Source organism: Microcystis sp. M113S1 (assembly GCF_020246945.1).
Classification (GTDB): Bacteria; Cyanobacteriota; Cyanobacteriia; order Cyanobacteriales; family Microcystaceae; genus Microcystis.
The window spans coordinates 1-12,741 of the sequence record NZ_JADBSA010000266.1 but is presented as its reverse complement, the minus strand read 5'-3'; the positions used below and the strand labels follow the sequence as shown (position 1 = coordinate 12,741).

General features: G+C 42.3%; 7 protein-coding genes and 2 pseudogenes. 2 read left to right on the top strand and 7 right to left on the bottom strand.

Translation table 11 applies throughout. The features are described from left to right. Positions 1-261 precede the first annotated feature (261 nt). The 6 genes and pseudogenes from IM319_RS13475 to crtH all read right to left on the bottom strand — a co-directional run. Positions 262-1,410, bottom strand: a pseudogene (locus tag IM319_RS13475) (flavin reductase); the annotation flags it as partial. Between the two features lie 195 nt (positions 1,411-1,605). After that, a pseudogene (locus IM319_RS13470) lies at positions 1,606-2,202 on the bottom strand (flavin oxidoreductase); the annotation flags it as partial. Between the two features lie 188 nt (positions 2,203-2,390). Then, entirely contained in the window at positions 2,391-4,115 is a 1,725-nt protein-coding gene (locus tag IM319_RS13465) for a diflavin flavoprotein (protein ID WP_287735919.1), read from the bottom strand. A gap of 554 nt (positions 4,116-4,669) precedes the next feature. Further along, positions 4,670-5,155, bottom strand: coding sequence for a DsrE family protein (locus tag IM319_RS13460; RefSeq protein WP_147070726.1), 486 nt, complete (start codon positions 5,153-5,155; stop codon positions 4,670-4,672). Positions 5,156-5,296: 141 nt separating this feature from the next. Beyond that, positions 5,297-6,976 carry an ABC1 kinase family protein gene (locus IM319_RS13455; protein ID WP_287685942.1) on the bottom strand — a complete coding sequence of 560 codons (1,680 nt, stop codon included), beginning with the start codon at positions 6,974-6,976 and terminating at the stop codon, positions 5,297-5,299. A 292-nt stretch (positions 6,977-7,268) separates the two neighbouring features. Next, positions 7,269-8,780, bottom strand: a complete 1,512-nt coding sequence (gene crtH / locus IM319_RS13450) for a carotenoid isomerase (RefSeq protein ID WP_287735918.1) — start codon at positions 8,778-8,780, stop codon at positions 7,269-7,271. Positions 8,781-9,155: 375 nt separating this feature from the next. Between crtH and IM319_RS13445 the strand changes: the two genes are divergently transcribed. Further along, positions 9,156-11,060: a polysaccharide biosynthesis protein gene (locus tag IM319_RS13445; protein WP_287735917.1), complete on the top strand. Its 1,905-nt coding sequence runs from the start codon at positions 9,156-9,158 to the stop codon at positions 11,058-11,060. 40 nt (positions 11,061-11,100) lie between these two features. Here the strand turns inward: IM319_RS13445 and IM319_RS13440 are convergent, their stop codons facing one another. After that, positions 11,101-11,289 carry a hypothetical protein gene (locus IM319_RS13440; RefSeq protein ID WP_287685525.1) on the bottom strand — a complete coding sequence of 63 codons (189 nt, stop codon included), beginning with the start codon at positions 11,287-11,289 and terminating at the stop codon, positions 11,101-11,103. Between the two features lie 203 nt (positions 11,290-11,492). Between IM319_RS13440 and cobW the strand changes: the two genes are divergently transcribed. Continuing rightward, positions 11,493-12,527 (top strand): cobalamin biosynthesis protein CobW, encoded by a 1,035-nt coding sequence (cobW, locus tag IM319_RS13435; protein ID WP_287735916.1) that lies wholly within the window; start codon positions 11,493-11,495, stop codon positions 12,525-12,527. Positions 12,528-12,741: the final 214 nt, after the last annotated feature.

Below are 12,741 nucleotides of genomic sequence, written 5' to 3'. Positions count from 1 at the left end.
TGTCAGTCTGTAGAGCGACCATAAGACCAGAACAGAGTAAATCTGTTAAGGCAGGTGCGAAAAATCCTTCGGGAAAGAAGCAGAAACCCAAATCGTGAGGTTTGGGAATCACCGTCCGTTTACGGCGGTGAGGATGTCAAGGGGAAACAAAGACAAAATAACCCGGTCGGACAGCCTTGGATACTAACATAACCTATGTTTCCCAGAAATCTAGGCCGATGATGGGGGGAAAGTCAGGAGCTTTGCCCCGCTAGTCCAGTTTTAATACTGACTACCGGATTTGCGATGACCGATGGCGGTGACACCGTTACTATCCAAAACTTGACCCCGCTCGACGGTAGCATAGACTAACCAGCGATCGCCGCAGAGTTGTCGCTCTTTGACCGTACACTCTAGATAGGCGAGACTTTCGCTTAAAATCAGACAGCCATTTTCCCCAGCTTGGGTTTCTAATCCCGTAAAGACATCGCCGCCAGATTTGATGCGATTGGAAAAATGACGGCGTAAATTGCGCCCTTCCTTGAGAATATTCAAGGTAAAGGCGGTTCCTGAGTTAATTAGGCGATCGGCGGCTTGTTCGTCAGCAACGGCGATAATTAGCCCCGGGGGGTTAAAACTGGCTTGGGATACCCAAGAGGTCAGGAAACCAGCATGATCCTCGCCCTGACGAGTGGTGAGAACAGAGAGGGAACCGACAATCCGACCAACGGCCTGGGCAGTGCGATCGATTTGTGTTTCAGTCATTCCCTGTTGGGGAACCCGCAATTTTTTGGTTTTTTTCAAGGTCCGGGCGAAGGTTTCTCCGGCTAAATAACCTGCTTGTAAACAGCTTTCTGTGGGGCTAAAACGCACGCGCAAGGATTCAAAACCGAGGCGATAATTGGCATCTTTGAGTTTAGTTTCAATTAAATCTACAGCTTCCCCACTCCAACCGTAGGAACCAAAAACCCCGGCTAATTTAGTTTTTGCTGCCGTGGAAAGAACGATTCCTAAAGCGGTTTGGATCTGGGTGGGAGCGTGACCGGCTAAGGTGGGAGAACCGATAATAAATCCGTCACAATTTTCGATCGCTTGACTAATTTCGGCGGGGGTGGCAAACTCACAATTTATTGATTCTACGGCCAGATCATTTTCTAATAATCCCCGTTCGATCGAGCGGGCCAGGGTGGCAGTATTTCCGTAGGCAGAAGCATATAATAAAGCCACTTGTAGAGGTCGAGTTTTTTGTTCTTGACACCAATAACGATAATCGTGGGCAAGACGACTAAGACTATAACGAATTATCGGACCGTGGGCGGGTGCATAATATTGGGCGGGAAATTCTTTAATTTTGTCGAGGGCTGTTTCTACCGCTTTGGATTGCACGGCATGGAGACAATCAAAATAATAACGACGATCCGCGTCTAATTGTGGCTCTTCGGTTTGTGTTATGCAATGGACGAGGGTTATAAGGGATGGAACCCTTATAGAGAAAGGCATTTAGCGATTTTTGTCAATTGTTTTTGATCTAGAGCGAACTAATCAATTAAATCTCTTGCCAGACAAGGATTTAGTCGATTTATGCCACCCTATCGAACCATACCAAGTAACGAAGAACCCTAATTGTTTCCAATTCTTATCCCAAAGAGCGTCACTGCACAGATGCACACTAAAGAATTTATCGCTGTATAAAATTTGGGTTTTTTGGTCAAAAGTGCAGATACCATCAGGCCAGCGCGGCGTAGGGACATTAATAAAACTTAGTTGATGACCTTGCCCTAAATCAAGGATTTCATCGGTTCGTATGCCAAAAATTTGTGCATCGGGAAAGGCATTTTTAAGGGTATTGACGGCAGATTTAGAACAGAGGATGGTGATTTGATGGGTTTCGGCTAATAATGCCTTTAAAGTGACGATACGATTGGGATTAACGTGACTGAGAATCAGATAATCGAGACGATGTAAGGAGATATATTGACGAATTTCTTCTAAATAAATTTCGGTGAAGGATTCTCCAGGGGGATCGATTAAGGCGGTTTTATCACCACAGATAAGATAGGAATTAGCGGTGGTTCCCCGTTGACGAGCATATTCTATTTCAAATTTTAATCTGTCCCAAGTACGGGAGCGAAAAACCCAAGTTTTATCGGCAATTTCTGCGGTTTGAACATCGCGGGAGCGATTATTAATAGCAGGATTAGGAATTAAGGTAGTAGCGCTCATAATTGTTCAGTTGGGGGGTAGGGGATAGGGGATAGGGGATGGGGGAAGGGGGATAGGGGATAGGAGATGGGGGATAGGGGATGGGGGATAGGGAGAATAAATAGAAAAAATCTCCTGCCTTTTGCCTCCTTGCCTCCTATCTCCTGATTACTGATTACTGATTACTGATAACTGATAACTGATAACTGTTAATAATGGTTGCCAACTTTGCGATGATGGACAGCAGTTAAGACATCTAAACGGGCAACTCGTCCATTATTAACGGTACAATAAACTACCCAATGATCGCCGCAATCTAAACGACTGGTTACTTCACATTCTATGTAAGCTAAGGCATCGGCTAAAATTGGTGATCCATTATTGGCAGTATAGGTTTTAATGCCTTCAAAACGATTGGCACCGGGAGAGAAACGCTTGAGGAAATGTTTCATTAATTTCTGGTAATTATCCTCAGCTAAAACATTTAAAACAAAGGTATCGCTAGGCTGTAAAAAGGATACCATTGCCCGATCTTTGGCCACTGCAATCGCCACACCTAAAGGATTTAAACTTGCTTGTGTCACCCAAGAGGCAATCATGGCACTAGATAAATCGGCTTTTTGGGAAGTAATTAAGTACAATCCGGTGCTAATACGTCCTAAAGCTCTTTCTAAGTCGTTGTTAATCGATTTAATTTGTTTAATCGTTTTTTCTCGGCTTAACCATTGGCCGAGGTCGGTTCCTGCTTCATCGGCAATAAAATCGAGAGATTGATTGGGATTGTCTTTAACTAAAAGAGGAGGAAAAGCTTCGATTGCGACCATTTCCTGTAATTTATTTCTTAAGGGAAAAATTGGTTCATCTTCCCCACCTCCTGACTCAAATAATCCTACCGCTTGTTTGCCATTAACTGAAGCAAGAATTGTGCTTAAAATCGTCTGGTTAATCGGGGAAGATTGGGGAGGCATTCCGATGACAACTCCCTTAGACTGATTGATTAATTCTCTGACTTCGTGGGGATCAGCATTATTCATATCGACTAATTCTGTCACCACATCAGTTTTAGTCAGACCCTGACTAATCATAGTAGCTAAATGTTCACTTTGTCCGTAATCTTGGGTAAAGAATACAGCCACTAAAGTATCGGCAGAAGTTTGTTCTTGACTCCAAGTTTGATAGCGTCCCACCCAATCAGAAATATGGTGTTTTAATAGGGGACCGTGACCGGTGGCAATGAGATTAATCTCAAATTTATCGATTCTTTTAATTGCCCCTAAAACTGAACGAGCATTCGGTCGCATCAGACAGTCATAATAGGTTTGAAAATCGCCTTCTAGCAGCTCTTTTTCTCGATCGTAGGTTTGATCATCACAAAAGTGCATTCCGAAGGCATCACAGGTAAAAAGGGTGGCAGTTTTAGCATCAAAAGTGAAGATAGTATCAGGCCAATGAAGATTAGGGGCTGAAACAAATTCTAAGACATGACCATTACCTAAATCTAAAGTATCACCACTTTTAACGATTAACTGTTTAAAGGGTCTGTGTACCATGTTTTCGAGGAATTGCATGGCAACTTTTACCCCAACCACGGTAACTTCTGGGACTAATTCCAAAACTTCTTTGACTAAACCACTGTGGTCGGGTTCGGTGTGACTGATAATTAAATAATCAAGATGATTGATATTGATTAGTTTAGTTAATTCGTCCAGATAAAGGCGATCGAATTTGCGGTGAGATGTATCAATTAGGGCGGTTTTTTCCCCTTGAATAACAAAAGAATTATAAGTGGTACCGTTTTCTAAACCAAATTCGATATCAAAGCGCTCGCGATCCCAATCCAAACAGCGCAAGGTAAAAGTATTTTCGGCGATTTCTTGGATTTGTGTGGTTAAACGGCTGGTTTTAGCGGGTTTTGGGGTGATTAAAGCAACCATAATTTCTATCTCCCACAGGATTTGATTCGGAACTGCATTTGCTTAATTCCTATGGTGACTTGCTTTCAGCGATTTGTAAAATACCAATTACTCAAGTAAATGATTAGTTAGATTTATATAACCTTTTGTCTATGGTTGCGGATATTAATTTGAGTGCCAGCATTGCCGAATCAAGATCTGAATACTAAATCCTGTTATTAAAGACTGATTATCTATTTCTCCTTTTGCATTTTGCATGAGTACCTTTTGCCTGTCCTCATAAGTAGCCTATACTCAACGGATTTAGTATGAGTCCCTCGGATCGATTTCTCAACGTTTGTCTCTTGCACTTTTTTGACTAAAAAAGTCCCAAAACCGTTTTCTAGTAAAGCTCCCAGTAATATTCAGCAAACCCTAGATAGTCAACAGCTTAGCTTTCTGGGGGGCGGTCCACGAACCAAGAAAAATGGTATAACGACTGAGTCAAGAGCGGCCGCTCTTTTAAGCAAAAATAAATCTACTAATAATAGAGACCTTATTGTTAAGGTCTCTAGATTCTCTAGAAAATGCTAGATTTACCAGCTAATTACTTTAACCGTTTCGTTAAATAAATTTGCTTCCAGGGAATCGGGGGAACTTGTCACCACACCGGCAATTAGATCTTCGGGTTTTATTGCTGCTTGTTTCATACAGGAGGGACAAATTAAGACTTTTCCCCCTTGACTGATGAAATCTACTAACATTGCTTGCAGGGTTTTACCGGTGATACCGTTAGTGTGTTGAGGAATTGTCGTTGCGGCGAGGTGTACCCCTGTAATATTCAAAAAAATAGTGGTTGAGTGACCTTTTTTCAACATATTGGTGGCGACACCAATGGCCATTGCAGCTCGCCAAGGATCATCGGTGGTTAAATTAACAAATAAATCGGTTTTTTGTTGACCGACAGCAATTATTGCTTCGTTAGTTTGTACTGGAGAAACGCCAGGATTAGCCAAGACTGGGATAGATGTAACTAAGGATAATCCGACCAGGGAACTAAGGGCTAAAGATTTTAACAACATTTTCCTGTCCTCTTGCTGCTGGGTGCAATGAAAACATTTTTATTATGATAATTTCTGGAAATCTTGTCAACAGACAGCCCGTCAAACTTTAATTTTTGTTGCCGATAACAAAAACCATCTACTAATAAAAATGATAATTATTTACTTGTCTAACATTTTATCTAATCTTTCCTGAATTAATAAAGCCATGGAAGAACGCAGAAAAAATAAAGCAAATAACCCGGCTAAACTGAAGGGAATAATGGCCATTTTGCTATAGTTGGTGTCTAATAAAAATATGGCTGAGATAATACTAAATCCCAGTAAACAGACATTAATTAATACTTTAATTCCCAGATAAATTCTTTTCAGAAGTCGTTCATTTTCCCGTGACTTAACTTGAAAAACTAAATTTCCTCGCTCGATTTTTTCCTCTAATTGACGGATCATTCTCTCGTTTTTATTACCTTTTTGCCATTGTTGTTTAAGAAAAGTGCGCGCTTGATTAGCTAGGGTAAGCATGGTGTTGGTAGTTCCTCCCGATACCGCTAGACTTTTCACAAAAGGTTGACTAGCTGCTAATAAATTATACTGGGGATCTAAAGAGCGGGCAATCCCATCCAAAGTGGTGACAGATTTAATAATAAAAGTCATTTGGGGAGGTAAGCGAAAAGGTTGCTGTTTAAACATTAAATACACTTGATCGCTAATTTGTTCAAAGGCCCTCACATCTACCGGTTTATCGCGAAATTCATCTAAGAGAAACTGCACGATATTTCGCACAGGTTGCAGGTCTCTAACAGGTTCAATTAACCCCATATACATCAAGGTTTTTAAGACTGTTTCCGTATCCTTTCTCAAGATAGCGAAAAAGGTTTCGATCATTTGATCTTTAGCGACGGACTTTAACTCGAACATCGTGCCGAAATCGTAGAAAATTAACTCCCCTTCCTGACTAACTGCCATATTACCCGGATGGGGATCTGATTGAAAAAAACCATCCTGTAATAGTTGTTTGAGATAGGAACATATCCCCAGTTGAATAATCCCATCTACGTTAATACCATTAGCTAGTAAAGTCTCTCGATCATCGACTTTAATCCCCGGCACATACTCCAAAGTTAGTACCCTGCGGGTGGTATATTGCCAGTAAACTAAAGGAACTTTTACCTGGGGATAATTCTTAAAATTTTCCCGAAAGCGATCGGCATTTTTGCCCTCATGAATATAATCGATTTCTTGAAAGAGTAGTTCAAAGAATTCTTGATAGATAGCTTCTAAATTATATTTTTTCACCACGGGGAAAATATTTAACCAACGGGTGAGACGATGCAACAATTCAAAATCGAGATTAAATAGTCCTTCCAAATTCGGTCTTTGTACCTTAATAACGACTTCTTCCCCACTTAATAACCGCGCTCGATGCACTTGTCCTAAACTGGCACAAGCGAGGGGAGACACGGTAAAACTTTCAAATAAATTATCTAGGGTTTGTCCTAATTCTGTTTCAATAACTCCGATCGCTTCTTGACTATTAAATTCGGGAACTCGATCCTGTAATTGGGTTAATTGTTCGATATATTCGAGCGGAATTAAATCTGCTCGCGTCGATAAAGATTGCCCAATTTTAATAAAAGTTGGTCCCAAATTTATCAGGCGATCTACTAACCATTTCGCTCTCCTTTGCCGTTTTTTGCCCCTATTAGCCCCCGTTAAACGATCCCAGAGCAAAAAAGTCAAAAACTGCATTGTAAAGCCAAATATCTCCAATTGACGAACAATCGGCGCTCGCAAGCTTTGCTGCCAATGTAAAGATTTGGGGGAATCAAAAGGAGTAAGCATCAGTTATCAGTTATCAGTTATCAGTTATCAGTTATCAGTTATCAGTTATCAGTTATCAGTTATCAGTTATCAGTTTTTATTGGCTGCATTGGTGAGTAATTCCTCTAAAATAAGCTGCCCGCGCCTTCAGCAAAACCGATCTACAGCGTTTCTCGTCAAGATGAAGTATGGATTAAACCTTGCCGAAGTAAAAATTCCAGTTGCAAAAACGCGCTTCATCCATCTGAGAAACGCTGTCAAGTATTCCCTTCCGGTTTAAGAATTCGCCAGTAAAAATCCTGATTTTCAGCTTTTAATCTCTGGGACTAGGTAAACCGAGATCTACCGATAGACGATGACTGCAAGCAAAACCGGAAAAGGCCACCGCATTTAATCCTTGACCGGGGAAGGTACTATCTCCCACACAATAAAGATTAGGAATAGCTGTGCGATTAAAGGGCATTCCTAATAAGCCTAACAGTTTTCTTCGCGGTATTGGGCCGTAACTGCCATCGATTCTATTCAAAAAGCGGCGATGGGTGCGGGCCGTGCCAATTTCGATATAATCTAATCCTGTATCTAGTTTGGGAAAGAGTTTTTTCAGGCGCTCGATGAGACGATGAGCAGCGGCCTCTTTTTTCTGTTGATATTCTTGGGGGGGCAGTTTTTGCCATTGATCAATCCAGCTAGGGGTGAAAGTATGAATGATATGATGGTCCGGGGGTGCTAGGGAGGGATCGAGTAAGGTAGGAATAGAAACAAAGATAGTTCCCTGTTCTGCTTCCATATTTTGCCAATCTTCTAGTAAAATATGGTGACATTCGCTTCCTGACGGTAAGACATCGGCCTTGACTCCCAGATGCAAACTGAGGAAACTGGGGGATTTTTGATAGCGTTTTTGCCAATTTTTTTCACTGCCGGGGAGAGATTCCGGGGGGAGTAATTTCTCGAAGGTATCCCAACGGGTGGCATTAGAAACAATCTTTTTAGCGTAATATTCCTTACCATTGGTCAATCTTACCCCGATCGCCCGTCCTGCATCTAAAATAATCTCAGCTACTCTGGCCTTATACTGGATTTCACCACCAGCTTTTTCCAGTCCCTCGACTAACTTGAGAGCAATCTGTCCCACTCCTCCTTGGGGATAGTTAATTCCCCCGTAATGGCGATCGCTAAAGACCATTCCCGCATTAATCATCGGAGTGCGATCGGCGGGTACTACCGACCAACAATAACACTCCATGTCGATAAATTTCAATAATTTCGGGTCTTTAATATATTTTCTGGCCACATCTCCCGCATTTTGGGGTAAATACTTGACCAATCCCAAACAGGATAAAGGATGCTGAAAAAAAACCCTAGTCAGATAGCGGGGTTCTTCCAATGATAGTAAATCCATACTATTGAGGCAATTAAACACCTGCCAGCATTCATCGTAAAAGCGCCGGATACCGGTTTTTTCTGCGGGAAAATGGCTAATTAATTCCTGTAAAAATTGTTCGTAGTCGCGATGAACTTTTAAGTCTAATCCGTCCGGGAGATGATAATGAATCTGGACGGGATCGGCAATGGTTTCGATACTCATATCCACTGCTGCCAAAGCTTTGGTTAAGAGGTTAGTCGTCCCCTTTTTGCCAAAACCAAAAATCATCGAAGCACCCACATCAAAACGATAACCCTCTCGTTCAAAATAACCCGCGCTGCCCCCCGGAATCAGATAACTCTCTAAAACTAAGACTTTTGCCCCTTTCGCTACTAATTGCGTCGCTGTCACCAATCCCCCGATTCCCGACCCAATCACGATCGCATCGTACTGATTACTCATAACCCAACTTTATAAATTTTTGTGTCAGTCTTCTATTGTAACCCTTGACTAGCGGTGATTTATCGGCTAGTTTGCGGGAGCAAAAAATTTTTGGGTAGAGATGAAAAGTTGGTAAAAGGAAAAAAAGTCTTGACAAATCCCGCCGCTTGACATATTTGAATTTGGGTGATATCATCTCCGGAAAGACAGCCAGCGCTACTGTTATAAAACATTGGCTCTTCTCGTTTCTGTGTGGAAGGAGGAAGAATAGGGGGAATTTTCCAGAAATATATTCTTCAAATCCTTGCCTAGCAAGACTACTAGGAACGATAAACACTGATTATCACACCAAGTCGAGAGGAGCCAAATAATTTTACCCAAGATTAATTAATCAAGATGTATAGAAAACTGGCGAGCAAAATCCTGAAATTGGCTAATTCCCTATCTAGGTCATCGAAGCGCTCTCTTTTAATGGTCACCGACTGCCTTATTTTTTGTCTAACCATCTATCTAGCCTTCTCTCTCAGGTTTAATCTTAGCCTCGAATATCAGCATATTAGACCTTTTTTAGAGGAAATATTCAGCTTAATTGCCATTAAACTTCTAGTTTTCTATCTCAGAGGTATTTACCGTCCCGTCGTACGTTATACAGGATTAGAGTTTCTTTCCTCCGTACTGCAAGCGGTTCTCTATAGTTCAGGGGTTTTAATCAGTCTTGCCTACTTTCAAGGGGATGCCTTTTTGCCGCGTTCAGTCCTGATTATCGACGCATTGTTAACCCTAGTATTGGTTATCGGGGTGAGATTGTTGATTCTTTCTGTCTTTCACCGTCTTAATATTTACGTCAGTAGTGTGGATAGGGAACCGACAATTGTTATCTATGGTGCGGGGGTTGTGGGTTGTCAATTAGCACGTTCCCTACAAAATGACCCCCACTATCGTTTATTGGCCTTTGTTGATGATAATCCCGATTTGCAGCAGCGAGTTATCCAAGGCATTAGGGTTTATCCCCCCTCTCAATTGGCACTACTGCACCAAAAACGGGCCTTTGACTGGGTTGTTCTCGCTATTCCGAACCTAGACAAGGCCAAAAAGCGGCAAATCATCGAAAGTCTAGAAACTTTACCCATCGACATTAAAACCGTCCCTCCCCTCTCAAAAATTTTATCGGGAGAAGCGGCCATCAATCAGATTCGCAGTGTCGATGTCTCGGAATTATTAGGACGGGAGGAAATTCTACCCCATCCCGAACTTTTGGCAAAAAATGTCACCGGTAAAGCGGTGTTAGTCACCGGGGGTGGCGGTTCCATCGGTTCGGAATTATGCCGACAAATCGCCTTCCTCAAGCCAAAATGCTTGGTAATCTACGAATTAAACGAGTTTTCCCTCTACAAAATCGATCTCGATTTAAGTGAAAATTATGCCGATTTACGCAAGTATGCCTATCTAGGCAATGTTCTCGACCGTAATCATCTGGCCCGAGTCATCCAACAACACCAGATTGAAACAATTTATCACACGGCCGCCTATAAGCACGTTCCTCTTGTGGAAGCCAATGCTAGTCAGGGGGTTTACACTAATGTTTGGGGGACTTTAAATGTCGCTCAGACTGCGATCGAGAATTCAGTTAGTAATTTAGTTCTTATTTCCACCGATAAGGCCGTCAGACCGACTAACATTATGGGGTCGAGCAAACGCTGTGCTGAGTTAGTTGTACAAGCTTTGGCCGCTTTACCCGACACTTCCACCCGTTGCGCTATCGTCCGCTTTGGCAATGTTCTCGATAGTAGCGGTTCCGTGGTGCCGCGTTTCCGGGAACAAATCGCCCAACGTAAGAATATCACCCTCACCCATCGCGATATTATTCGCTATTTTATGTCTATTCCAGAGGCGGTGCGTTTGGTTATGCAAGCAGGAGCAATGGCCCGAGGGGGTGAGGTATTCCTGTTAGATATGGGTGAACCGGTAAGAATTTACGATTTGGCCCTACAGATGATTCGTTTAAGTGGCTTGGAATTAGGGCAAGATATCGATATTGAAATCACAGGATTAAGACCGGGGGAAAAACTCTACGAAGAATTATTAATCGATACCGATAAAGCTCGTCCCACCTCTCACCCAAAGATTTTTTGCGCTAATGAACACTTTCTTGCTTGGGACAAATTGCAAATCAAATTAGAGCAACTGCTTAATTATATTCAAGTTAATGACCGTCAGGGCTTAGTTAAGTCCCTACAAGATTTAGTTCCCGAATACCAACCTCCGCAGCAAATAGCCGCTAATTTGTCAAGTAAAAAGTAAAAAAGAGGAGTTTTATCTCTCCTCTTGTTGCCAAAATTTATTAATCTAATTGAACCGAATGCTCTTGTTTTAATTGCTTTTGGATAGTTTTTACCGTCTGCTCAATTTTATTGATTCCGCGAGAAGAAGGGCGATTTACTCTATCAGCTAGAGGATAAGTTTGTTGAATAGCAATGCTTAAATAAAGAGGAAAAGCGAGGGTAAAGGCTAAAAAAAGACGTTGTAACATGATCCACTCCCACAAAAGTTTTTCAGCGATTATTTTAGCCGGCTGAAACTTTTACCAGAATAACGACTAACTAGGAAAATTTCAGCTAGTTTGTGACAGTCCGGCAATTGGTGGGGCAATCCTAAAGAATTAGCGCTGAAACCCTCAACCCTAGACCGAGAGTCTGATAGATTGATCTAGAAACATGATCGATCGCCCTATCTATGCACAAAATTCCAGTTACTGTGATCACGGGTTTTCTGGGTGCGGGAAAAACTACCCTCATCCGTCATCTACTGCAAAATAATCAAGGTCGACGGGTGGCCGTTATGGTCAATGAATTCGGAGAAGTGGGAATTGATGGTGATTTGTTGAAAAGTTGTCAGATTTGCGACGATGACCCCAACGATAATATTGTGGAATTGACCAATGGTTGTCTGTGCTGCACAGTACAGGAAGAATTTCTCCCCACCATGCAGAAATTGCTGGAGCGACGGCAACAGTTGGATTGTATGCTGATCGAAACTTCGGGGTTAGCTTTACCTAAACCTCTGGTTCAAGCTTTTCGCTGGCCGGAAATCCGCAACGGCGCCACGGTAGATGGAGTAATCACCGTGGTGGATGGTTTTGCTGTCGCTAGGGGTCGTCTGGTGGCGGATTTGGACGCTTTAACGGCACAAAGGCAAGCAGACCCCAATTTAGAACACGAAACGCCCATTGAGGAGTTATTTGAAGATCAGTTAGCCTGCGCTGACCTGGTACTCTTAACTAAAACCGATCTAATCAGCGAAATTGAATTAGAAAAAATTATTAATTGGCTGAAAACGCAACTGCGATCGACGGTAAAAATAGTTACTTGTGCCGATGGACAAATTAGCCCTGATGTGCTATTGGGATTTAATGCCGCCGTCGAGGATAATTTAGCTAGTCGTCCTAGTCATCATGATCACGAGGAAGAACACGATCACGATGAGGATATCAATTCCGTGCAGTTTTGCCTCGATTCTCCCGTAGATGCCCAAATTTTGACCGAACGGATCAAAGAATTGGTGGCCTTAGAAGAAATCTATCGGGTCAAGGGATTTGTTAACGTGGCCAATAAACCGATGCGTATGGTGTTACAGGGAGTCGGCGATCGCTTTGATTCTTTCTTCGATCGACCCTGGCAATCCACAGAAATGCGGCAAACTCGCTTGGTCTTTATCGGCCGCTCCCTCGATAGTCAGAGAATCGAGCAGGCCTTAACTAGGGTTGGCTGAAGAAGTTTTTCCTCAGGACAGGGTGTGGGGTAGGGAGATTATTTTTATTTATTCTCCCTTCTCCCCCTCTACAATAATTAGGGTTTGCTGAATAAATCTAAAAACCTTATCCAACAAGGTTTTTAGACTTTTTTTCCCTCAAAAAGTGCCGACCCTTGGAGTGATTGGGGGGAAAATTCAGGGACTTTTTCCCTGAAAATTAGGTAATTGACCA